This window comes from Phaeodactylibacter xiamenensis, from assembly GCF_000759025.1.
Taxonomy (GTDB): domain Bacteria; phylum Bacteroidota; class Bacteroidia; order Chitinophagales; family Saprospiraceae; genus Phaeodactylibacter; species Phaeodactylibacter xiamenensis.
In genome coordinates this window covers 373,055-396,633 of record NZ_JPOS01000083.1, presented here as the reverse complement: position 1 = coordinate 396,633, position 23,579 = coordinate 373,055, and the positions used below count along the sequence as shown (strand labels likewise).

The 23,579-nt window shown below is 51.7% G+C and carries 22 protein-coding genes; 13 read left to right on the top strand and 9 right to left on the bottom strand.

From position 1 onward, the window contains the following. The first annotated feature begins 57 nt into the window (after positions 1-57). Positions 58-849, top strand: coding sequence for a patatin-like phospholipase family protein (locus IX84_RS24590; protein WP_052516364.1), 792 nt, complete (start codon positions 58-60; stop codon positions 847-849). Here IX84_RS24590 and IX84_RS24585 read toward each other — a convergent pair. Next, positions 842-1,336 (bottom strand): phosphoribosyltransferase family protein, encoded by a 495-nt coding sequence (locus IX84_RS24585; RefSeq protein ID WP_044227124.1) that lies wholly within the window; start codon positions 1,334-1,336, stop codon positions 842-844. The two genes, IX84_RS24590 and IX84_RS24585, sit on opposite strands and share 8 nt — an antisense overlap. 291 nt (positions 1,337-1,627) lie before the next feature. Between IX84_RS24585 and IX84_RS24580 the strand changes: the two genes are divergently transcribed. Beyond that, complete coding sequence (locus IX84_RS24580; protein ID WP_238578335.1) at positions 1,628-3,055, top strand: (Fe-S)-binding protein; 1,428 nt, start codon at positions 1,628-1,630, stop codon at positions 3,053-3,055. Positions 3,056-3,083: 28 nt separating this feature from the next. Next, positions 3,084-3,875 carry a (Fe-S)-binding protein gene (locus IX84_RS24575; protein WP_044227121.1) on the top strand — a complete coding sequence of 264 codons (792 nt, stop codon included), beginning with the start codon at positions 3,084-3,086 and terminating at the stop codon, positions 3,873-3,875. Between the two features lie 186 nt (positions 3,876-4,061). Here the strand turns inward: IX84_RS24575 and IX84_RS24570 are convergent, their stop codons facing one another. The 4 genes from IX84_RS24570 to fbp all read right to left on the bottom strand — a co-directional run bounded on the left by IX84_RS24570 (position 4,062) and on the right by fbp (position 6,190). Then, on the bottom strand, positions 4,062-4,385 hold the full coding sequence (locus tag IX84_RS24570; RefSeq protein ID WP_044227119.1) for a type II toxin-antitoxin system PemK/MazF family toxin: 324 nt from the start codon (positions 4,383-4,385) through the stop codon (positions 4,062-4,064). Further along, entirely contained in the window at positions 4,382-4,621 is a 240-nt protein-coding gene (locus IX84_RS24565) for an AbrB/MazE/SpoVT family DNA-binding domain-containing protein (protein WP_044227117.1), read from the bottom strand. The genes IX84_RS24570 and IX84_RS24565 overlap by 4 nt, the downstream gene beginning before the upstream one ends. 129 nt (positions 4,622-4,750) lie before the next feature. Next, on the bottom strand, positions 4,751-5,047 hold the full coding sequence (locus IX84_RS24560; RefSeq protein ID WP_044227114.1) for a hypothetical protein: 297 nt from the start codon (positions 5,045-5,047) through the stop codon (positions 4,751-4,753). A 138-nt stretch (positions 5,048-5,185) separates the two neighbouring features. Continuing rightward, positions 5,186-6,190, bottom strand: a complete 1,005-nt coding sequence (gene fbp, locus IX84_RS24555; protein WP_044227111.1) for a class 1 fructose-bisphosphatase — start codon at positions 6,188-6,190, stop codon at positions 5,186-5,188. Between the two features lie 217 nt (positions 6,191-6,407). Here fbp and IX84_RS32650 point away from each other — a divergent pair, with 217 nt between their 5' ends. The 5 genes from IX84_RS32650 to IX84_RS24525 all read left to right on the top strand — a co-directional run bounded on the left by IX84_RS32650 (position 6,408) and on the right by IX84_RS24525 (position 12,269). Then, entirely contained in the window at positions 6,408-7,994 is a 1,587-nt protein-coding gene (locus tag IX84_RS32650; protein WP_081968927.1) for a T9SS type A sorting domain-containing protein, read from the top strand. A gap of 418 nt (positions 7,995-8,412) precedes the next feature. Further along, positions 8,413-9,876: a PKD domain-containing protein gene (locus IX84_RS34210; protein ID WP_160213919.1), complete on the top strand. Its 1,464-nt coding sequence runs from the start codon at positions 8,413-8,415 to the stop codon at positions 9,874-9,876. A gap of 100 nt (positions 9,877-9,976) precedes the next feature. Beyond that, the gene (locus IX84_RS24535) at positions 9,977-10,456 is read left to right on the top strand and encodes a hypothetical protein (protein ID WP_044227098.1); all 480 of its coding nucleotides are present in this window, start codon (positions 9,977-9,979) and stop codon (positions 10,454-10,456) included. A gap of 88 nt (positions 10,457-10,544) precedes the next feature. Next, a complete protein-coding gene (locus tag IX84_RS24530) occupies positions 10,545-11,012 on the top strand; it encodes a sporulation protein (protein WP_044227095.1) in 468 nt (155 codons plus the stop codon). A gap of 9 nt (positions 11,013-11,021) precedes the next feature. Beyond that, positions 11,022-12,269, top strand: coding sequence for an ABC transporter permease (locus tag IX84_RS24525; protein WP_044227092.1), 1,248 nt, complete (start codon positions 11,022-11,024; stop codon positions 12,267-12,269). Positions 12,270-12,349: 80 nt separating this feature from the next. Here the strand turns inward: IX84_RS24525 and IX84_RS24520 are convergent, their stop codons facing one another. Beyond that, positions 12,350-13,048, bottom strand: a complete 699-nt coding sequence (locus IX84_RS24520; RefSeq protein ID WP_052516363.1) for a DsbA family protein — start codon at positions 13,046-13,048, stop codon at positions 12,350-12,352. Positions 13,049-13,222: 174 nt separating this feature from the next. Then, positions 13,223-15,649 carry an alpha/beta hydrolase family protein gene (locus IX84_RS24510; RefSeq protein WP_044227088.1) on the bottom strand — a complete coding sequence of 809 codons (2,427 nt, stop codon included), beginning with the start codon at positions 15,647-15,649 and terminating at the stop codon, positions 13,223-13,225. 210 nt (positions 15,650-15,859) lie between these two features. On the opposite strand from IX84_RS24510, the gene IX84_RS24505 reads away from it, so the two are divergent. From IX84_RS24505 to IX84_RS31490, 3 genes are all read left to right on the top strand, one after another. After that, positions 15,860-16,450: a YceI family protein gene (locus IX84_RS24505; protein WP_044227085.1), complete on the top strand. Its 591-nt coding sequence runs from the start codon at positions 15,860-15,862 to the stop codon at positions 16,448-16,450. Positions 16,451-16,594: 144 nt separating this feature from the next. Then, positions 16,595-17,911 carry a hypothetical protein gene (locus IX84_RS24500; protein WP_044227082.1) on the top strand — a complete coding sequence of 439 codons (1,317 nt, stop codon included), beginning with the start codon at positions 16,595-16,597 and terminating at the stop codon, positions 17,909-17,911. Between the two features lie 262 nt (positions 17,912-18,173). Next, complete coding sequence (locus IX84_RS31490; protein ID WP_052516362.1) at positions 18,174-18,773, top strand: YceI family protein; 600 nt, start codon at positions 18,174-18,176, stop codon at positions 18,771-18,773. Positions 18,774-18,779: 6 nt separating this feature from the next. Here the strand turns inward: IX84_RS31490 and IX84_RS24490 are convergent, their stop codons facing one another. Beyond that, positions 18,780-20,735: a tetratricopeptide repeat protein gene (locus tag IX84_RS24490; RefSeq protein WP_160213917.1), complete on the bottom strand. Its 1,956-nt coding sequence runs from the start codon at positions 20,733-20,735 to the stop codon at positions 18,780-18,782. Between the two features lie 15 nt (positions 20,736-20,750). Continuing rightward, positions 20,751-21,761 carry a PorP/SprF family type IX secretion system membrane protein gene (locus tag IX84_RS24485; RefSeq protein WP_160213915.1) on the bottom strand — a complete coding sequence of 337 codons (1,011 nt, stop codon included), beginning with the start codon at positions 21,759-21,761 and terminating at the stop codon, positions 20,751-20,753. A gap of 61 nt (positions 21,762-21,822) precedes the next feature. Here IX84_RS24485 and coaE point away from each other — a divergent pair, with 61 nt between their 5' ends. Further along, complete coding sequence (gene coaE, locus IX84_RS24480; protein WP_044227072.1) at positions 21,823-22,446, top strand: dephospho-CoA kinase; 624 nt, start codon at positions 21,823-21,825, stop codon at positions 22,444-22,446. Then, positions 22,403-23,551 (top strand): LOG family protein, encoded by a 1,149-nt coding sequence (locus IX84_RS24475; protein ID WP_238578334.1) that lies wholly within the window; start codon positions 22,403-22,405, stop codon positions 23,549-23,551. Before coaE ends, IX84_RS24475 begins: the two co-directional genes overlap by 44 nt. The last annotated feature ends 28 nt before the right edge of the window (positions 23,552-23,579 follow it).

Here is a 23,579-nt window from a genome sequence, read left to right as displayed (position 1 = left end):
CAAAAACAACCTGCAAGGCGGGCCCTGGCAACAGGCCCGCCTTGTTAATCTTCCAACATGGAAAAACCATATCAACTGGGGATTGCCCTTTCCGGAGGAGGCGCACGCGGTATTGCGCATATCGGTGTGCTTCAGGCTTTAGAAGACTATGGCATCAAACCGGATGTGCTATCCGGTACCAGTGCCGGAGCTATCGTGGCCGCGCTGTACGCATCCGGCAAATCGCCGGTTGAAATACTGGCACTGGTCAAGCAGGCCAGCTTGTTCAAGTTTTTTAAAGTGGGGCTGCCCTATGCTGGTCTTACCAAGCATACCTACCTGCAAGAGCGCCTAAAGGAAACCATTGCCGAGGATAGCTTTGAGGCGCTCAAACTGCCTTGCTATATTGCCATTGCCAATCTGAATACCGGTGCGTGTGAAATCCGGAACAGTGGGCCGCTTTTCGATGTGGTTGCTGCTTCCTCTGCCATCCCGCTCATTTTTCAGCCAGTGGAAATTGACGGGCAGCAGTATGTGGATGGGGGATTGCTGGAGAATATGCCCGTTGCGGCCATTCGGGATCAGTCTGAATTTGTGTTGGGTGTTAATGTCATGCCTACGCTTATTGCAGAGAATAATGAGGTGAAAAATGTTTTCGGCATCGCTCAGCGCTGCTTCGATTTATCAATTTTAGCCAATACCCAGCCCAGCATTGACCTCTGCGATTTGCTGGTGGAGCCGGAAGGTATCCGCAAGTACACCATTTTGCATCTAAATAAATACCAGGAAATTCATGATGTCGGCTATGCGGCAATGAAAGCGAAAATGCCTGAACTACAGGCTACGTTAGCTGCAAAAAGCACTAGTTGAGAAATACAGATTGCTCGCTCACATCCCGGATTTGAACGTCAATATCTTCCATAAGCGTGGTAGCCAGAGAAAGGCCCACATAGTCCACCCTTATCGGGAAAGTCTTGTGCGTCCGGTCAATCAGGACGGCAACCTCCACCTTTTTGGGGAGTACGCTCATGAGTGGCTGCGTAGCGTAAAAAATGGTGCGCCCGGTATTGGCCACATCATCCACAATAATGATGGTTTTGCCCTCCAGTTCTGAGGCGGGCATTTCCAGGTTGATACCCTCTTTAAGCGGAGCGGCAGGATTGAGCCGGATGCGGGTGAGCGTGATGTGCTGATCGGTAATGTCGAGCAAAGCCTGCATCAACATCTGCGCGAACTCCATACCATTATTATTGATGCCCGCCAGAATGAGTTCCGGTTCTTCGTAATTGTCTTCCAGTATTTCTATGGCCAGGCGCTTAATTTTCTGTTGAATCTGGCTGTGGTTGAGTATCTTCATTGTGGTCGGCATTTTATTGCGCTATGCGTCCCTCAAAATTAGTGAAATACGCCGCAATCTGCCCGTGACGAAGCGTAGCTTGTCAGGACAGGCCACTGATGAAGTCAAGCTTATCAGGGCAAGCGCAGGTCACTTTCCAGCGTTTATGCCGACATAAAGTAGGTTTGCTGCTCCGATCTTTATCGGAGACCACTTTATCGTCGGTATATCGCGCTGTGCATCCCTCAAAATTAGTGAAATACGCCACAATCTGCCCGACTGCGTCTCACTTTTTAGTAAAGAACCGGAAATATGGCTTATATTTCCGCAGGGATACCTTATTTTAGCGAAAATTCGCTGAGTAAAGATAATAAGTATATGGTACAACAGATTGCCTTCATTCTGATTAGCGCAGTAGCCATAGGTGTTGCTGTAAAAGCTTTTGGTAAAGTCCGGCGCAATATCCTGCTGGGGCAGGACGAAGCGGTAACCGGTGACACGGGAGAGCGCTGGCGCAATGTACTGCTGGTGGCGTTCGGGCAGCGAAAGATGTTTAAGCGCTGGATTCCGGCGGTTCTGCACTTCATTATTTACGCCGCATTTGTCGTCACTCAGGTTGAGCTGATCGAAATCTTCATTGACGGCATCATCGGCGAGCACCGCTTTTTCGCGGACAAATTGGGCGGCTTCTACACCTTTGTCATCAGCTTTATTGAAGTACTGTCCCTGCTGACCTTCTTCGCCACCTTTATCTTCTTGGCCCGCCGCAACCTGATTAAGCTGCCCCGCTTCAAAAAGCCCGAAATGAAGGGCTGGCCGAGCCTGGATGGTAACCTCATCCTCATTTTTGAGATCATCCTACTCATTGGCATTTTTACCATGAATGGCACGGATGTGGTGCTGCAGCAAATGGACCCGGAGCACTTCAAAGACACTGGTACGCTGGCCGTAAGCAGCTGGCTCGGGCCGGCCTTGTTCGGCGGCATGAGCGAAGGCACGCTGATCATCCTGGAAAGGGTAGGGTGGTGGCTTCACTTTGCGATGGTGCTGACCTTCCTCAACTACCTGCCGTACTCCAAGCACCTGCACATTCTGCTGGCTTTCCCCAATACCTACTACGCCCGCCTGAAGCCCCGCGGCGAGATGGACAATATGGATGAAATCACCAAAGAGGTCCGCAGTATGATGGACCCGGAGGCTGCTTTTGATGAGGCGGACATGAGCGAAGAGCTGCCCGAGTTTGGTGCAAGTGATGTATTTGGATTGAGCTGGAAAAACGTCATGGATGCCTACAGCTGTACGGAATGTGGCCGCTGCACGGCGGTTTGCCCGGCCAACATCACCGGCAAAAAACTGTCTCCACGTAAGGTAATGATGGACATCCGCGACCGGGCAGAGGAAATTGGCCGCAATCTGGATACAGGCTCCGATGAGTTTGCCAAAGACAAGAGTCAGCCGCTCAGCAAAGACAACTATGACGACGGCAAGACGCTGTTCGATTATACCACACCGGAAGAACTGCATGCCTGCACGACCTGCAATGCTTGTGTAGAGGCCTGTCCGGTCCTAATCAATCCACTCGAGCCCATTCTGAAGATGCGGCGCTACGAAATCCTGACCTTATCACAAGGGCCTCAGGATTGGCTGCCGATGTTCAACAGCTTGGAAAACAGTGGTTCTGCCTGGGCTATACCCGACGACCGGGACAAGTGGGCGAAGGAAGCTATGAAAGAAGGGTAATTCAGCAAGAAAGAAAAGCAAATAAGATATGAGTAATCTCCGCATACCAACGATGGCAGAAATGGCCGCAGAAGGCCGGGAGCCGGAAATTTTGTTTTGGGTAGGCTGTGCCGGCAGCTTTGACAGCCGGGCGCAGAAAGTCACGGTGGCCTTTTGTAAAATCCTTAATGCCGTTGGCGTTGATTTCGCCATTCTGGGCAACGAAGAAAGCTGCACCGGTGACCCCGCCCGCCGCGCTGGCAATGAGTTCCTTTTTCAGATGCAGGCGTTGCAAAATATTGAGGTACTCAACATGTACAATGTAAAGAAAATGGTGACGGCCTGCCCCCACTGTTTCAATACCATCAAAAATGAGTACCCGGTACTGGGCGGCAACTACGAGGTGGTGCACCACACTCAGCTGCTGCAGGAGCTCATCAATGAAGGCCGCATCAAAATGAAAGAGGGCGGTGAGTTCAAAGGCAAGCGCATCACCTACCACGATTCCTGCTACATGGGCCGTGTGAACGGCGTGTACGAAGCCCCGCGCGAAGTGCTGCAAACCCTCGATGCCGACCTGGTGGAAATGAAGCGCTGCAAGTCCAACGGCCTGTGCTGTGGGGCCGGCGGTGCTCAAATGTGGAAGGAAGACGAGCCCGGCAACAAGCGCATCAACATCGAGCGTGCCGAGGAAGCCCTGGAAACCGGTGCCAAAGTCGTAGCCGCCAACTGCCCCTTCTGCCTGACGATGATGGGCGATGGCATCAAAGCCAAAGACAAGCAGGAAGAGGTGATGGTCTATGATTTGGCGGAGCTGATTTTGAATAATATGGAAGGGTAGTGTTGGGAGTGGTACTTTTGAGTGGTATTCGCATCCGCTAAAGCCGAAATGCTAAGTTCTTCCGCATCTATATCACTCATTTCTGAAAACACCGGAGATTGAGCTCTAACGGTCTTTGTGTGCAAGGTTTGAGCGTTTAAGCAACGGGAGTGAGCGCATACACTTTGTTATGCAAAGGCGTCTTTTTTAATCAACAAATGTTTCTTTAATCACCTCTTTTACTTCTGAAATTTCAGCACCCGTCAAATTTCCGACCTTTTTATACACTCGTCTTTTATCTATTGTCCTGATCTGTTCAATGACCACCCAATTTTTCTTCCCTTTCACTTTTATTTCAATCCTTGTTGGATAATTTTTAGATTTTGAAGTAATCGGAGCAATGATTATGGTCCTTAAATAATCGTTTATTTCATTCGGTGAAACGACTACACAAGGTCTGGTTTTCTTAATCTCACTACCAATTGTGGGATCTAAATTCACTATGACTATTTCATATTGCGATATTTTCATAGCTCCCAGTTTTCATCTTCAAAAACATCATCAATCAATAATTCATCGTCTCCTCTATCTGCCATTTTTTTGAAGGCTTCGTCCCATCCATCCCGGGGCTTTTTGACAGGTTTCAAAATCAAAAACCCTTCTTTGAAAATCAACTCAACCTTATCCGTGATATCATATCTCTCTAAGATAGTTTTTGCGAGTCTAATCCCTTTCGAATTTCCGATTTGAATGATTGAAATCTCCATATACCATGATTTAATTGTAATCACTTTGTATTTACAAAGTTGTCTTCTTTTTTACTCGAATCCAAGTTTCATTCCCTTTTTTTACCTGTGTGGAACGGCTATCCACGCTCTACTTCCATTGGGGCAACCTTAATCAGCAATGTCTGCTAACAACTCGTCAATATCACCTTCAATACCAATTTGATCTGCCAACTGTTTAAAGGCCGCATAATTCAAAGGCTCGTATGGCTGTTCCTGATCAATATCTGCTAAAGTAACTTGAGTGCGTATTGAACGTACAGCAGATTCAAGTTCATTCTGTTTTTTGAAGTTCTGATCTGACGCCTTATTTATGGCATTCTCGACTTTATCCAGTGTCTGTTTGTCCTCGATAGCCATGATGTACTCAATCAACCGGTACTTTTTGTCTCTTAGATCTATAGTCATGAGGCATTTTTTTAGCTTAAATACTTTAATCTGTACGATAACAAATTCATGAAAGGATAGAGTTCCATTCGCTAAACAGCACAGTGAACTGAGGCACGAATATTTCCCCTAAAATAAGAAAAACCACCTAACACAACCTCACTTTAAAAAACGCATCGCCTCCTCCACCATCCGCTCCGAGCCAATGATTAGCGGAACACGTTGATGCATATTTACCGGAGCGATCTCCATAATGCGCTGTCCGTTACCGTAGGCGAGCCCGCCAGCCTGTTCAGCGATGAACGCCAGCGGATTGCACTCATAAAGCAGCCGAAGCTTGCCATCCGGGTACACACCGGGCGTAGCAGGGTAGAGGTAGATGCCCCCTTTAATCAGGCTGCGATGGAAGTCTGCAACCAGGGAGCCAATGTAGCGGGCGGTATAGCCTTCGCGCTTGCAGTGGTTGAGGTAGTGCTGCACTGCTTCCCCGTATTTGAAGTAGTGGCTCTCGTTGATCGAGTAAATATTGCCTTCAGCCGGAAAGCGCATCTTCGGATGAGACAGGTAGAATTCACCCAGAGAGGGATCGTAGGTGAAACCGTTGACCCCATATCCGGTGGTGTACACCAGCATCGTGCTCGAACCGAACAGCACATAGCCTCCGGCAATTTGCTCCACGCCCTTTTGCAGGGCATCTTTAGCCACCTCTGGAGGAGTGCCGATCTCTGTCTTCCGTCGGTAAATACCAAAGACGGTCCCAATCGGGACATTCACCTCGATATTGGAAGAACCATCCAACGGGTCCATCGCGATGACGTATTTGGCATCATTCTTTCCGGTTAGTACCAGTTCTTCCTTTTCCTCGGAGACGATACAGCAAACCTGCCCACCCATCTTCAGTGCCCGCACAAATCGGATGTGCCCGACGATATCCAGCATTTTTTGATCCTCGCCCTGCACATTTTCGGAGCCCGCCATGCCGGTAATGTCGCCCAGGCCCGCCCGGTTGATTTCCCGGCCCAGAATTTTCGCTGCCAGGCCGATATCCCGAAGGAGACGGGAGAGCTCGCCGGTAGCATAGGGGAACTGATCCTGATTGAGGTCAATCCAGCGGTCAAGGGTGGTACCAACCGGAGCGCTGAGCGCTTTGATTTTTTCGTTCATGCTTTTTTCTCAAGGTACGAAAATGAACCAACTGTATAATAGCACCTCAAGCCATAAATCCTTGACACCCCTAGTTTCGTTCTTTACCGCCTACTTTGCAATTGCCCTGTAGGTAGGTGTTAAAGATTTGCAATCGTTCTTAAAACAATGTAATTTAGCATTGTCGACCCTTTGATATCTCAATAACGCTCCTGTTTACAACCTAAAACTTCATATTATGACGCTCTTACGCTCTTACGCTCTTGACCGCAGCCGTCTTTGTTTTGTGGAGGAAAACGATATTGACCACGTTGGTACGCAAATCCTCATGACCCGAGGCGGCCCCTCTGGCATTTTCGTGGAAGAAGGCGAAAGCAATGTCATCTTTGCCAATACTATTGATTATGCCATTACTCCGGGACAAGCAAATAGCCGGGGCATAACGGCGATCAATCATCCCCAGGGAGTCTATTGCTGCAACAGCACTGACGGCCATACAGTCGGACTGCGCTTCAGAGGCAATAGCCCCGGCAGCATCCGGCAGAATGAGCTGAATACGCATGATATTGGGCTGCTTTGTGAATCCAGTACAGCCATAGGGGTGCAAGAGCATCCAGGTAATCAGTGGCTGGGGACTTATAGTGATGCCTCGGCTCGGCATTTGGGAACGGAGACGTTTGTATTCCTTTCTCGTTATCGGGTACAAGGTTCACAAGGAAGTATATTATATCCTAACAGTATTGATGTACCTAATTCTACGATACAGTGGTTTCAGCCGTTCTCGGGCCAAGCAGCCGACAGTTGCGCCATAGATGAAGGGTGTAGCTTATACGTAGGAGAAGAAGAAAAAACACGCCTGGACTCGCTATTAATGACGGGCGCGTTTGAAAGTGAGCCGGTCATGGATTGGCGGCTGAAGCGCAGCCTGTACCAAAAAATAAATGAAAACCCAAGTTTACTCACTGAACACCTCGAGTTGGATACCTTCTACAATGATCAGACCGGACAGACATTGGAGACTTTAGATAGCTTGGAGCGGGGGCACAACAGCATGTTTGCCCTCACCTTGGCCGAACAGGAAGCTTGGTTTGCCAATCAAGATAGTGTAACGATGTTGTACGCAGATTTGAATGGGGTGTATGAAGACTTGCACAATGCAACCACAGCCATCGACTCCGCTGCATTATTCGAAGCGTTCCGTGACCTTGACTCCCTACTGGGTGTCACAATGGCTACCCGCCGGGCGTGGGCACTACAGTGGCAGGAAGCGTCTGTTTCGAATGCAATGGACCTCACTGCCTACGGGCAAGGCGCTTCAGATATACTCCTTGCTGCTGATTTGGAATTACAGGTCTATCAATTACTGCTCTTCAATGTAGCTCAAGGGGATTGGGAATTGGATAGCTTACAGTTGGATACGCTAAAGGGCATCGCCAACCAATGCCCTGATATTGGTGGCCCCGGAGTGCAACACGCCCGTGCTGTGCTGTCTGCCTACCAATCTACCAGCTACAATGACAGCCTGCTTTGCAGTGTAAAACAGCTAATCGCTCAGCCAGGCAACACTACAATCCGCTCTGAGCAGGTTGCTGATTTAAAGGTATTCCCTAATCCAGCCCAAGCGCAAATAACCTTACAGTGGGCAGCTGATGCTAGACAGCTTCAGGTATACAGTGCCATGGGGCAGTTAATGGCTCAGCATCCGCTAGACGAAGGAGCGCGCATGTTCGAGTTGAGTCTAGAAAACTATACAAAAGGTTTATACTTTTTGGCTTTGCAGTTAAAGGATGGCAGCTCTTCTACCATTGAATTGATCAAGCAGTAATGCTCTTTTTAGCCAAGGCACTGTTTTTTGCAGTGCCTTGGTTTATCTTTTTACCCTAAAAGCACAGATCGTGCTCATGGCAGAAAAACAACAAGGCTCAGTCACTTTAGGAAACAGCTGGTTATATAACATTTTGGTTATTATAGTAGTATGTATACAGCTTCCCACGACTACGATATCCGCTCAACTGCACGATTATAATTGGGTTTTGGGCTATGGTGGTGGACCGGGAACCCCGGTTAATGATTCCTTTGGACTTTCTATACTTTCTTTCAAGGATGAAACACTGCATATTGAGTCAAATGAAGAAGAAGGGAGCATGCTCTTTGATGCAAATAATGTTGGCTATAGTAGTGATTCAGGGAAATTATTTTGTACGTTTAATGGTGAGGGGGTATATAGCAGTAACCATGAAATTATGCAAGGAGGAGATGAATGGTATCAGGAAGAGTTGGATCTTGGGTGGGCATTTCCTCAGTCAGGCTTAGTCCTTCCACTTCCTGGAAATGCTGACAAATTGGTGTTACTCAACACCGAAGTTGATTTGATCGAAGTGGAGGGGGTATTAAAGGTCGTAGGCGAAAACCTTTTTTATTCAGAGATAGACAAAACCGCTGCTGAAGGCAAGGGAGCAGTAACATTAAGAAAAGAACTACTTTTAAACGGCACTTTAGACGTAGGCAAGCTCAGTGCTTGCCGCCACGCCAACGGACGCGACTGGTGGGTCATCCTGCCCGCTTTCAACTCCAATCGTTACTACCGTTATTTCCTTACACCTGCGGGTATCGAACTGATAGGGATTCAGGAAGTAGGGGAGGCCGTTCCTACCGGTCTTGGTCAGGCCTTGTTTTCTCCCGATGGCACCAAGCATGTTCGCTATAACGGTATTAGCAGTACAGCAGGTGACTATGTAACGATCTACGACTTCGACCGCTGCACAGGCCTGCTTAGTAATTTTCGGCAAGGTAACTACGAAAAAGAGGGCACAGGTGGCGGTGCAACAATATCAAAAAATTCGCGATATCTTTACATTATGGCATCCCTAGATTTATACCAATACGACCTCTTGGCAGAAGACATCGAAGCCACCCGTACTTTGGTAGCCGACTACGATGGGCACTTAGATCCTCTGCCCACCACATTTTTCCAGGGTCAGCTAGCCCCCGACGGCAAAATCTATATCGCTTCCAACAACGGCGTGACCAGCCTGCACGTCATCCACAACCCAGATGCCGACTGCCCGGACTGCCGCATCGAGCAGCACGGCATCGAGCTGCCCACCTTCAATGCCTTCTCCATCCCAAACCAGCCCAATTACCGCCTGGGCCCCATAGACGGCAGCCCCTGCGACACGCTCGGCATCGACAATATTCCGCTGGCCCGCTGGCGCTACGAGCAGGATACGCTGGAGCCTTTTCAAGTACAGTTCTATGACCTGAGCGACTACGAGCCAACCGACTGGCTGTGGGACTTCGGTGACGGCAGCACGAGCACGGATACCCTGCCCCAGCATACCTTCCCCGGCTACGGCACTTATGAGGTCTGCCTCACGGTGAGCAACGCCAATGGCAGCGGCACACAGTGCAAGGAGCTGGAATTCACTATGCCTAATAGCACGGCAGAGGAAGAACAAGCAGAAGCATCAGCCACCGCTTTCCCCAATCCTTTCCAGGAGCGCTTCAGCCTCTCCCTGCGCCCCGGCTGGCTGCCGGTGAATGCCTGGGTGGAGGTATACGATGCGGTGGGCCGGCGGGTACACCGTCAGCCGTTGCGGGCGGGGGTAAATGGCGTGGAGCTGGTCGGGCAGGCTGGCGGGGTATATGTTTGGCGGGTGGTGCAGTGTGGGCAGGTGCTGGGGGTGGGGAAAATAGTTAAATTGTGATGCGCTCGATAAACACAAAAATTGAACCAACTGCCCCACCTCAGTTGTATACCTAATTATTGACGCACATTAATTATGTTTGAGGTAAAATTGAAGCAAAATGACACTTCCCGATACCCTTTCCAATACCACCCGCCTCTGGGTATACCAGGCCAATAAGCCATTTCCGGCGGACGCGGTGCCGGAGATCAGATCGAACCTGCAAGCCTTTGCCCGCCAATGGGTGAGCCACAACCGTCAGCTGAAAGCGGATGCCGATGTGCTGCACGACCGGTTTGTGATCCTTATGGTGGATGAAAGCCAGGCCGATGCCAGTGGCTGCTCCATTGATTCCTCCGTACATTTTCTGAAGAAGCTGCAGGCGGAATACGGGGTGGATTTATTCGACCGCATGTACTTCAGTTATCAGGATGGCGATGCCGTGCACACCGTCAGCCGGGAGGAGTTTGCCCGCCGGTATGCCGAAGGGCAAATCAATGACCATACCCTGGTTTTTGATACCCTGGTTGAATCAAAGGCGGCTTTCGATGCAGGCTGGCTAAAGCCGCTGAGTGAAAGCTGGCACGCGCGATTGGTATAATTTCCACCTGCCTTGATAGAAAAAGCATGGCGCTTTGACTGGGGTAGTCTACCTTGGCTGATGCGAAACAACAGATTTGCAATACACCATGATCGGACGAGTCAAAAAATGGTTGGGTATTGAAGGCGTCAAACTGGAGCTGGTCCTTCCTGAAACATTGGAAGGGACTGACCGTGTGCTTCAGGGGCGTGTTCGCCTGCAATCCTTAAACCCACAGGTTGTCCGCCGCATCCGTATCATCCTCATTGAGCGGTACAGCCGCGGGCGTGGCAAGGAAAAGCTGGTGGATGAATACGAGTTGGGGCAGGTACAGCTGGACCACCGGCTGGAAGTGCTGCCCGGTGAGGTGCGCGAATTGCCGTTTGAGCTGCCCTTTGAACTTGTCCGCTCGGGCATCGATGATTTTGGCAAGCGCAATTTGTTGTTTAGCGGTTTAGCGAAAGCCGCCAAAGCCATTAATGCGGTGGGTTCTGAGTTCCGCGTGGAAGCCGAAGCAGAGGTGGAAGGCGTTGCGCTGAACCCCTTTGACAAAAAAGCCATCGCCATAAAAGGATAAGCCACTACCATGATTGTACTGCGCATCATCTACGAAGCCATTGCCCAAGCCTGGCAACAGCTCTATTCCAACCGCCTGCGGAGCCTCCTCTCCCTGCTGGGCATTTCCATCGGCATCTTTTGCATTATCGGTGTACTGTCGGCAGTGGATTCGCTGGAAGACAACATCCGGGGCAGCCTCGACAAACTGGGCAGCGATGTAGTGTACGTGAAGAAGTGGCCCTGGGCGGATGTCAGCGGCGCCTGGTGGCACTACATCAAACGCCCCAACCCGGACCATTCTGATTACGAGGTGATCAACGAAAAAGCGAAAACCGTTGACCTGGCTTCCTTCCATGTGGTGATTGGCTATAAAAGCGTAAGGTTTAAGTCCAATACGGTTGAAAATGCCGTCCTGATTGGCTCCTCCCTGGAGTTTGTGGAGATGTTTCAAATTGACTTCGAAAAAGGGCGTTACTTTTCTCCGGCCGAATACCATTACGGCAGCAATAAAATGGTCATAGGGGCAGTAGTGGCCGAGGAGCTCTTCGGCGAGATTGACCCGATTGGGCGGACCATCAAAATGATGGGGCGTAAGTATGAAGTCATCGGTGTGATTGAAAAATCAGGAGATGCCCTGCTAAATCCACTCGACTTTGATGACTGCCTGCTCGTTTCCTACAACAACGCCCGGGGGCTGGCCAACCTGAAAGCCCGTCAGATTTTCGACACTTCCGTAAATGCCAAAGCAGCAGAAGGCGTCAGCATGCAGCAAATGAAGGACGAAATCAGAGGCATTCTTAGAGCCCACCACCGCCTGCCACCCCGTGCAGATGATGACTTTGCGCTCAACGAGTTGTCCATGATTTCCAGTGTCTTCGATAGCTTCTTCGGCATTCTCAACCTGGTGGGTATTGTGATTGGGCTGTTTGCTATGCTGGTGGGCATCGTCAGTGTAGCCAATATCATGTTCGTTTCCGTCAAGGAGCGCACCAACCTGATAGGGGTCAAAAAAGCACTGGGCGCCAAACGCATTGTCATCCTGCTGGAATTCCTGATCGAGTCCGTGGTCCTTTGCTTTATCGGCGGGCTGGCGGGGCTGGGTCTGATTTACGCCATCATTACGATGCTATCCAACATCATCGACTTTGACATGTACCTGTCCTTTGGGAATATGGTGTTGGGCGTGGTGGTTTCCGTCCTGGTCGGTGTAGCCTCCGGGCTGATCCCTGCTATACAGGCTTCCCGTATGGACCCCGTGGAGGCGATGCGGCAGTAAGGCTTTCTGACAAGAGCAGTTTCCCCTTTGCCGCATCTTATGCCCGTTCGGGCATGCCTGCTGGTCGTGCCTTGTAACGCTTATTCCATCGCTTGCTGATAGGCTGCTTCCAACCTGGGAAGCGGCATATAGCCCCGGGCGAGTACAGTGGTTTGCCCGTTGTGCTGAAGCAGGACCGTAGGGAAGCCCGTAACCCCGAAACCAGAAGCACGCCGAAATTCTTCCCGTGCGCGCTGCAGGTTTTCATTTTGTTTCATCTCCGCAACAAATGAGCTGGGCTCCAGCCCAAATTCAGCAGCCAACTCCCCGTAAGCTTCATAATCAACCGGTTCAATTCCATCATAATAAATGGCTTTTTGAAGGCGGGCTGCAAAGGCAACGGCCTGCCCGGGCTGATGCTGCTTGAAGACCGTAAGCGCTATCGCAGGCGGAATGGACGTGAAAACGGCAGACCCTTCCTCCAGGATATCTTCCAGAAAGCTTTGGCCAAAAGTTACGCCGGTGGCGCGTTCCACATCTTTGTATGCCTTGCTGATGTAACCGGCCACCTCGCCGATAGGGCCAATCCGGCTACCGGTTATCATTCCTCCGGAGAGGACTTCAAAATCCAGCTCCTCCTCATGGTTTTGGTGGAATTCAGTAATGACCGGAGAAAAGCCGTAGCACCATCCGCAGAGGGCGTCGTACACATAGATCAGTTTCATGTTGTCCTGAGTTGTTTGTTGTCCATAAGCGTAACTGCTGCTAAACAGCAACAGCATAAATAGAAAAAGCCGCATGTTGTTTTTTGGAAGTAATAAGGTTGGGGAGCGCATTTTGGTTTTGGAGCGCAGCGCTTACAATTTTGTTAGAAAGCCAAATGGCAAACAAGAAGCCCTCGCTCCTGCGGCATCGCAGTTGAGCAGGGGCTTCCGGAAAAGCACGGATCCGGGAGTCCGTTTGCAGCAAATCTTCTAAGGCTTCACCTTCCGGTTTTTCACATACTTCTCCAGCCAGGCATCCTGCTCGTACAGCATATGCATGATGGATTCTTTGGCGCGGTAGCCATGGCTTTCGTGGGGCAGCATGACCAACCGGGCCTTGCCGCCCAGGCCGTTGATGGCCTGATACATCCGTTCGCTTTGCAGCGGGAAGGTCCCACTGTTGTTGTCTGCCTCTCCATGAATCATCAGGAGTGGCTCGTTGACTTTGTCGGCGTGCATGAAGGGCGACATGGTGTAATAGACCTCCGGTGCATCCCAGTACGTCCGTTCCTCGCTTTGGAAGCCAAAGGGGGTCAGGGTCCGGTTGTAAGCCCCGCTGCGTGCAATGCCCGCTGCGAAGAGGTCTGAGTGAGCCAGTAGGTTAGCCGTCATAAAGGCGCCGTAGGAGTGTCCGCCCACGGCGATGCGGTTGCGGTCGGCAATGCCCCGCTCTGCCAGCACATCTATAGCAGCTTCGGCATTGCCAACCAGCTGCTCCCGGAAGTAGTCATTGGGTTCCTCATCTTCCTCTCCAACAATAGGCATGGCCACCTGATCGAATACCGCATAGCCTTGCGTGAGCCAGTAGAGAGGTGACCCCCAGTACAGGCGCACAAACTCGTAAGGCGAGCCTTGTACCTGACCGGCATCTCCCTTGCTTTTGAATTCCCGGGGGTAGGCCCACATGATCACAGGCAGCGGGCCATCTGTTTCCGGATTGTAGCCTTTTGGCAAATACAGATCGCCCTGCAAGTCGAGCCCATCTTTGCGTTGGTACTGTACCACTTCCTTTTCGATACCTGCCAGGGCCGGGTAGGGGTGCGGAAAGTCCGTGATGGCATCAAGGTCGCCGGTCTTCCAGTTGCGGATATAGTAGTTGGGCGGATCGTCCGGTGATTCCCGGCGGGTCACGAGCATTCCTTTTTTTGCATCCAAAATGAAAGCAGGGGATTCGTAATAGGGGGCTTCCGAGCGCCAGAGTTCCCTGGTTTCCTGTGTTTTCAGGTCAAAAGTGCGGACAAAAGGCCGGTTCCCTTCCGGTGAAGCGCCCTGCCCGGTGAGGAATAGGGTGCGCCCGCCATCTGCCATCAGCAGTACTTGTTCGCCAAACTCATTATAGGTCGTTTCAAAGCTGCCGGGGTCGCTGTAGCGGTCCTGATAGGAACGATCAAACAGTACCTTTTTGCTATCCGGTTTTCCCGGTGTAAACAGGCTGGTTTTAATATTGCGGGTCGCCCACCAGTATTCATAGGCAATAGCAGTGGAAGCGTTACCCCAAACGATGCCGCTAAAGCGAAGCTCAAAGTCCAGCCCCGCCTTCACTTCCCCATCTTTAAAAGGTGCTGACCAGTAAAACAGTTTGTCCCGGACGTCCACTTCCCGCTGCGGGTCGCCACCATCCTGAGCTTCCACCCAATACAGCGTTGCTGGCTGATCGTCCCGCCAGCTGATGCGGCGCTTGCCTTCCTGTACAGCCCCGAAACCTTTAGGCAGTTGCTCGATCAAAGGCTGCTCATCGATTAGCTTGACCAGGTTTCCGTCCAGGTCGTATACCTCCGTGGTGGTTGGGAAGCGATAATAGGGCACCAGATAGGAAAAAGGCCGGTGGATGGTCTCCACCATAATATACTGGTCATCAGGCGAGGGGCTGGCACCGGCTATCATTCCTGCTTTCGCAAAAGGCTTTGAGGTGCCTTTTTCCAGATCATGCATTACCAGCTCGGAAGTGGTGTAGTATTCAAATAGTTCTTCGTCGTAGGGATTCTCTAAGAGGTCCTGATAGGTACGTAGGGTGGTTTTCTGCCCGGCAGATTCCTGAATGACCGGCCCGGCGGGCACCAGGATTTCCTCCGGGCGGTCGCCTCGGTCTTTGGGCACCATTTTGACCAGGATTTGATCACTGCCAATCCAGTCGTAAGGCGTGCCGCCCATGGCGTCATTAACGTTGGAATCGGTCAGCGGGCTGGCAGACTTGCCGGCCACTGTGCCGGCCCAAAGCGCAATGCCTTTCTGAGTGGTAATGGTGAAGGCAAACCGTTTACCATTGGGTGACCAGCTCAGGTTCTCGATTTGAGAATTCCCGGGTAATCCGGAAACGCTGAAGGTTCTTCCGCTATCCATATGTTTCAGGGTAAGGCTGGAGTAGCTGTAACTCCGGCTGCTCCCGTTGGTCCGGGGATTCATGCGCAGGCCCGCCAGACGCAGTTCCGGTTGTGCCAGTTCCTCAATGGAAGGGTAGCCGGGGCGCTCAATGAGCATCATCCACTCCCGGCTGCTGTTGATGCGCAGGGCAGGCGGCAGGGGAGCGTTGGCAAGATCGGCGATAGCCTTAGGAGGCATTTGGTAGCCCGATGGGGCTTGTGCCAAAAGGCTGTCAGAGAGTAGCAAAAGGGTGAAAACCCACAAAAAATGTTTCATAAAGTCAGGTTTGTTGTGGTGATTTGGAAATGGTTCGCACTAAAATGCTCCTTAAATATCGTAAAAAGGCTTGAAAATCCATCTTGCATATTTAGCATTGTTAAGCCCTTAACGTCTGAGTGATAAAGGTCACACAGGGTTTTGACGAATGTCACCAATCCCCACCTCTCAGGTAGGATATCTTTGAACTGTCAATAAAAACAGAGAGATATGAAAAACCTGCTATTGAACTTACTCGCACTACTGATTGCGGCTTCACTTTCCGGGCAGGCCTATGAGGTGGCGCATTTTGAGATGACCGTTTCTGGTACATCTACCCTTCACGATTGGACATCGGATATCACCAAGATAAATGCTGAAGCTTACATCGACTGGACAGATGGGAAGGTAGGCAACATTAGAAACTTATCGGTGACCGTTCCTGCAGAAGGTATTGTGAGTACCAAAGGCCGGATTATGGACGGCAAAACCTGGGATGCCCTCAAAAAAGAGAAATATCCCAACATCATTTTTAAAGTAAGCACGGCCGATGTGAAATGGGTTAACGGTAAGTACCTGATCACTGCAAACGGTAAGCTCACGGTAGCCGGACAAACCAAAACCGTCACCCTCAAAGCCAACGGGAAGCCGGTAGCCAACGGCGGGCTGGTTTTCTCCGGCAGCTACGACATCAATATGCCCGACTACGGAGTGGAACCTCCCACTGCACTCATGGGCTCCATTAAAACCGGTGAAAAAGTTACCATTGACTATAGTGTCAATATGGTGCCTTCCAACGGCAACGCCAGCCTGGACCGGTAAGACTTAAAGATTCATCTGGATTTTCTCGAAAAACAGCGCCCTTACTAACAGGACTTCTGACCGGGACCGTTATGCCCGGCCCTGCCTGAACGGTGCGTGTGTTAGCGATTCACATAAAACAACCACGTTAAAAACCTACTCGTCATGAAATTATTCAAAGCATTATTTAGCTTCATCGCACTGCTCGCGGTGACCTCACTGATGGCTCAGCAAGCCAGGATTGACAACCTTCGCCCTTACGATCAGGAAGGTGTGAATGAATTCGAATACCTCAAAAAGGATAGCCTTGATTTCGAAGGCGTGAAAGTCCGCCTGGGTGGTAACTTTGCCCAACAATTCCAGGCACTCGACCACAGCAACACCCTCATGGATGTGGACGGCGACGGTCAGTTTGACAATGAACTGTACAATCTTGAAAACGGCTTCAACTTGGCCACAGCCAACCTAAACATCGACGTGGAACTGGTCAAAGGTGTTCGCCTGAACCTGGTGACCTACCTGTCTTCCCGCCACCACCCGGAAGCATGGGTAAAAGGCGGTTTCATCCAAGTCGATGACCTGTCCTTCCTCAACAGTGATTTTGCGGACAAGCTGATGGAAAACATCACCATCCGTGCCGGTCACATGGAAATCAACTACGGTGATGCACACTTCCGCCGTACGGACAACGGTAATGCCATGTACAACCCATTCGTAGGCAACTACATCGTTGATGCCTTCAATACAGAGATTGGTGGTGAAGTTTACTACCAGAAAGAAGGTTGGATTGCCATGTTGGGAATCACCGGTGGTGAGATCAATGGTAACATTACTGCACCAAACACAAGTGAAGTAGACGAAAACTCCAATCGTGCACCTTCTATCATTGGTAAGATTGGCTACGATAGCCAAGTAGCAGATAACGTACGCCTCCGGGTAACCGGTTCTGCCTACCACACTGCAAGCTCAGCGGTTAACCACCTTTACAGTGGTGACCGTGGCGGCTCCCGCTACTACCTCGTGATGTCTCCTCCGGGTGTAGGCGCTGGCGATCGTGGCATCTTCTCCTCCGGCCGCTACAGCCCTGGTTTTATGGACGAAGTGACGGCCTTTATGGGCAACGCATTTGTCAAAGCCGGCGGATTTGAATTCTTCGGAACCTACGAAATGTCTAGCGGACGCAACTGGTTCGAACCTGAAAAGCGCAATATGACGCAGGTTGCTGCGGATGTACTGTACCGCTTCGGCAAGAATGAGGACTTCTACATCGGTGGCCGTTACAATACCGTTAATGCGGATGTATCCAGTGACGCTTCCGTAACCATTAACCGCTACCAAATCGGCGGTGGCTGGTTCGTCATCGACAACATCCTGCTGAAAGCAGAGTATGTGAACCAGGAATACCTTGACTTTGCGCCAGGCTCATTGCTCTCTGATGGCAATTTCAGCGGCCTGATGATCGAAGCAGTAGTTGGCTTCTAAGGAAAAGAAAAACGTAGAGTCGAAAGACTAGTGCCTCGGGCCCTAAATCCTTGACACCCCAAGTTTCGTTCTTTTGCAGCTACTCTTCGTTAGAGAACCCCTTACGTAGCGCTGCTATGCGCGGGAACCTCCGCCTCGATTAGCAGCAAAATAACTTCAACTTAGGTGTCAGAGACTTAAAACCCGAGGCACTTGCAAAAACAGGCTCCCGGCCGGCGCTCCATGCCTGCCGGGAGTCCTTTTTTTACCCAAACCCAAAGCCATGCGTTACCCTGTCCGCTTTACTTTCCTGCTGTTGGTGCTTGCTGTCCTGCTCTCCGGATATGCCGATCGGGAGCGGGCTTACATCCTCGAAGAATCTGAACTGACGCTCATCGGAACGTCCAATATCAAGCCTTTTTCCTGCGTTTGCGAAGAAGACTTCGAGCCCATTACCTATGAATTGGAGCAGCACTGCGACGGGCACTACATTTTTAAAGGCACGCGCCTGCGGATTCCCGTCCGCGCATTGGATTGTGGCAACCGCATTATGAATAATGACCTCTATGAGGCACTGAAGGCAGATGCCTATCCGGAAATTGTGATTCAGCCCGAGGAATTGCACCTGCCTCTGGCTTTAAATGCAGTCGAAGGATGGTCTGATTTGACGGCTGAGGCCTCTGTAAGACTGGCGGGCCGCTCCCGGCAAATCTCTCTGCCGGTACGGGTAAAGGCACTGGGCAAAGCGAAGTTCCGGATTCAATCCAGAAAGACCCTTTGTATGCGGGATTTTGGTATTACCCCACCTACCGCTATGGGTGGACTGATCAAAGTGGAGGAAGAAATTGACATCCACTTCGACCTCGTTGTAGCCACACAATAAGCTTTTTCAATCTTTAATCTCCACGATTTCCACCCGCCGTTCCCGTGCTGCATCGGGATGGTAGATGCTGTTGCGCAAATCATCCAGTGCATCGCTCACTGTATTGGAAGCGGCTGCTTCGCCAAAGGGGCGCTCCGATAAGATCAGCTGCCCGTTTTCGAGGTAAGGTAGGAAAACCCCAGCTTCATAGGTCCGGAAGTAATTGCGCACACTGCTGATGCGCCGCTTGCTCAACGCCAGGTTATAGTCCTTTTTGGCCCTTGGGCTCGTGTAGCCTTTCATGAAAATCTCGACGGTATCCCCACTTTTAAGGCGTTGCAAAAGGATTTCCGAAAATCGCCCCAAAAACAGAAACCCTTTCTCTGCTTCTTCCTCAAAAAAAGCTTCCACGGCGTAGGTCGCTTCTTCCCTCAACTCAGCCTCCAGCGGATCGGCAAAGCGGTCCAGGTATTCTGGTTTTCGGGCTGCATAGGCTTCATAAGTTTCCCCGTAAGTGCGCTGCGTAGTGGTGCGCCGGGTGCGTTTGTCGGGCTCATCGTTGTCGAAATAGAGGGCCAGGGGCAGAAAATCCTGCAGCGTATTGGGGACGGGTTCTGGCTCAGGGATGCCGGGCCGCATCGGCTCAGGCATGTCCGGGACTTCTGTCAGTGCCGGGGTATCTGGTGTGGGCAAAAGGTATTGTACGGCGTACAGGTCATTGCAGCAGGCCTCAAAGTCATCATCCAGGTAGTAGGCACCGGTCCGGTTGCTGGCCAGAAAAGCAAGGGTCGTGTCCTCACTCAGGCTGTAGTAAAGATCGTTGTAGCTGGAATTGACCGGCAGCCCAAGATTCACAGGGGGCGACCAACCTTCGGGCGTACGCCTTGACCGGAAAACATCATATCCTCCAAAATTATCCCGCCCGGCTGAGCTGAAGTAGAGCGTCTGCGTAGGCGTATGGAAAAAGGGGGTAATGTCGTCTTGAGCAGTGTTGAGCGCTGACAAAGGCAAAGGTTCTCCCACCTGACCAGCGGTATCAATATCGGCACGGAACAGCTCCAGGTCTCCGGCATCACCTTCCTGTACAAAAAAGAGCACTTCGGTTTGCGCTGTGGAGTCGTGCCCCAGGCTCGGTTGTGTGGCGGTCTTCCCCTTTTGATTGACTGTGTTTGGCAAAAAGTTTACCTTCCGCTCCCAGCGCCCCCGGCTGTCCCGCTCCCGGTAGCCCAGCTGACACCGGATTTCCGAAGCATTAACATAATCGCATACAGTAAAGTACACCCGGTTCCCATCAGGGCTAAAGGCCGTATGGGCGGTATGCAACTGATCGTCATTGAAGCCACGGCGTAGTGGGCGGCCCCGGCTTTGCCCCTTGCGATAGAGCACTTTGGTGATGCGGCGCGGTGGGTCATAGTCGTCTTCTTCCCGTTCGTAGCGGAAAGAGGAATAGTAAAGGGTATCGTTGTGCAGCAGGGGCGCAAATTCGGAGTAATCGGTATTCACGCTTCTGCCCAGATGAGCAACCTTGGTTAGGGTATCAGCCGTTTGCCGGAGCGCCCACCGGCACTGCTGTAGTATTCGTTCGGCTTTTGCGCGGTCTTCCGGAGCAAGGCCCGGCCGTTTCAGAAAGGCGGTCAGGTACCCAACTGCCTGATCGTAGTCCGCGGTATGCTGATAGACTTCGCCAAGACCGAGCAGTGCTTGCGGAAAGCGGTCGCCCTGTGGGCTGTCCAGTATTTCCTTAAATTGCTCAGCCGCCTGCTGATAGGCATGAAAGCGCAGTGCCACTTGTGCGTATTTCAGACTAACGGCTGGGGTCTCCGGGCGCAGGGAAAGGGCACCACTGAAATGCTGCAGCGCTGCCTGATAATCCTGCCGGGCCAGGGCCTCATCACCAGCTTTCACAAAAGCTTTAAAGGTTTGTCCGGGAAGCAGCAGAGGGGCAAGGAAAAGCAGGGCAATCAAAAACAATCGGTAAGGCATAGGCATTGGATTGGGCTAAAAGACCGGGCAGGCTTTGAAGGCTTTGGGTGGTTTGACTTCGGTGATAAAATATTGCAGGGACAACTCCGTCCCGCCCCGGCCATTAGTAGCCTGCCGGAAAGGGGAGGTGTTGATATCGTAGCTTAGTCCGAGCCGCCAGTCGCGATAAAAAACTTCCAGCAGGACGATAGCGGCATCACTGAGCCGGTAACCGCCACTTAATTGTACGGCTAAGGGCAGGCCCGTTAACTCATTCAGGTGGTAGCGCCCGCCGGCCAGGCCTACGATTTCCCGGTAGCTGCCCTGCCGCTGTCCGAGCAGGTAGGCTGCAAGGTCCCAGGTTTCATTCAATTCTACGACACCTGTAACATGAAGGTTGACCAAAATGGGCAGGGGGACCGCCTCATTTTCCAAAAAGGACAAAGAAGGCTGATTAAGGTGAGCGCTGCCCAGGCCGGCATTAATTTCGGTACGGCTGCGGGTATCAGCATAGCGGTAGTTCACGCCTGCCCCCAGGCTGCTGTAGCCAGCGGCGGTGCGGGGCAGCACCTCAGCGGAAGGCGTGGTGGGATCGAAGAAGTTGTCGGTAAACTGATCACCAAACTGAAAGGCACCGGGCTGTAGGGTCCGTTGCCCAAAGCGGCCCTGAATGCCTGCGGAAAGCGTTTGTTCCTCCGAAAGTTGCAAGTGGTATGCCAGCGAAAGCCCCACCTGAACCCAACTCAGCTGCCCGTCCCCAGCCTGATCATACAAAAAGTGCGCCCCCGCCCCAAACAGATGATTCCGGAGCTTTGGCAACCGCACCTTTCGGCTGTAGCCGGCTGCAATGGTTTCATAAGCCACCGGCACGGACTGCCACTGCGACCGGTAATTGGAACCAAAGCGGTGGTCGGGCCGGTAAGCTCCTGCCAAAGCCGGGTTGATTTGCTGAGGCGCATTGTGGAACTGCGAAAAGTGCAGGTCTTGCGCCAGGAGCACGCCACCAAGCAGTAGAAACGGTAAGAGGAGGGTTGTTTTTCTCGCCATGATTTTAAAAATAGGCCGATTGTGCGGCATTTTAAACTTCAGGCACTTATTTTTATCGCCTATGGAAAGCAAATTGCCAAAACCACCCCTGAAAATAGGGATTACCGGATGTATCGGAAGTGGGAAAACCACTGCTGCCCGTATCTTCGAAGCCCTGGGCATTCCGGTATACTACGCCGATGATCGCGCCAAATGGCTGATGGCCAACGATGAGCAACTCAAGGCGAGGATCATTGACTTATTCGGACCGGAAGCTTACGATTCATCCGGAGCACTCAACCGAGCCCATATTGCTCAAAAAGCCTTCAGTGACGCTGGTTTACTGGAACAGCTCAACGCCGCAGTCCACCCGGCAGTTGGGGCAGATGCTGAACGCTGGCACAAGGAACAGTCCGGTGTGCCGTACACGCTAAAAGAGGCCGCCCTGCTTTACGAAAGTGGGAGTTTCAAAGCGCTCGATGCGGTGATTGTGGTGAGTGCCCCGGAGGAGGTGCGCCTCAGGCGGGTGATGCAGCGGGATGGGGTAGAGGAGGAGGCCGTTCGCGCCCGCATGCGCAAACAAATGCCGGAGGAAGAGAAAGCCCGGCGCGCCGATTACCTGATTCAGAACGATGGGCAGCAGTCAATAATCCAGCAAATCCATGCTATCCACCAACAACTTCAACAACGCTATGACGAAATTTGACCACCCCCAGGAAATCCTGATCACCGAATGGGCAGCACTGCAAGGCCGGACGGATTTAACAAATTGCACGGTGCAGGGCGTCGATTTGCGGGAGCAAAGCCGGGACTGGGACCAGTGCCGCATCGGCAATACGGCTTTCCTGGGTTGCCCAATGGATTTGGAAACGGAGCTGCAACTCCGGCGTATCGGTGCCCATATCTATCCGCCACCTGCACAACCTTTACCCTACAATCCATTCAGAAAGGCACTTTACACCTGGCAGGAGCTCATCGCCCCGGTAGAAGGCAAGCAGGCGGACTTGCATATTTACGAGCACTTTTCGGCTTCCAAGCTCAATCCACCTATCAACGAAGCCCTCTGGCAGCGCATTCACGATCATTCCATTGACGAAGGGCTGCGGCAGTTGCTGCAGTTTGATGCAGAAGGCATGACCAACCGCCGCTGTGTGGGCATCATGGGCGGGCATAGCACACTGCGCACGGATCCATATTTCGAGAAAACCGCCCTCACCGCCCTGCTTTTGGCGAAAGCCGGCTACTTTGTCGTTTCCGGGGGCGGGCCGGGCATCATGGAAGCCGCCAATCTTGGCGCATACTTGTCGCCTTATGGAGCGGAGGCCCTAAAACAAGCCCTGCGTACCCTGAAGTCTGCGCCTCACTACACCGATCCCGGCTATCACGAAGCGGCTCAGGCCGTACTTCAGGACTATCCGGACGGCGCAGAAAACCTTGCCATTCCCACCTGGTTTTATGGGCATGAGCCCAGCAATTTGTTCGCCAGCCATATTGCCAAGTATTTTTCGAACAGCATTCGGGAAGACACCCTGCTGGCCATCAGTCTGTACGGTATTATTTGTGCGCCCGGCAGTGCAGGGACTACTCAGGAGATTTTCATGGATGCCACGCAGAACCACTACGGCACCTTCAACTACTACAGCCCCATGGTCTTTTTAGGCCGGCAGCGGTATGAAATTGAAACGCTGATTTACCCTCTGTTAAGGCAGTTGGCCTGGGGCCGGGAATATTACGATTTGCTTTGCCTGACGGACAAGCCGGAAGAAGTGGTGCATTTCCTGCAAGCCCATCCACCCAGGAAAGTAGGCTAGGCTTGAAATAAATTACAGCCACAGGGGC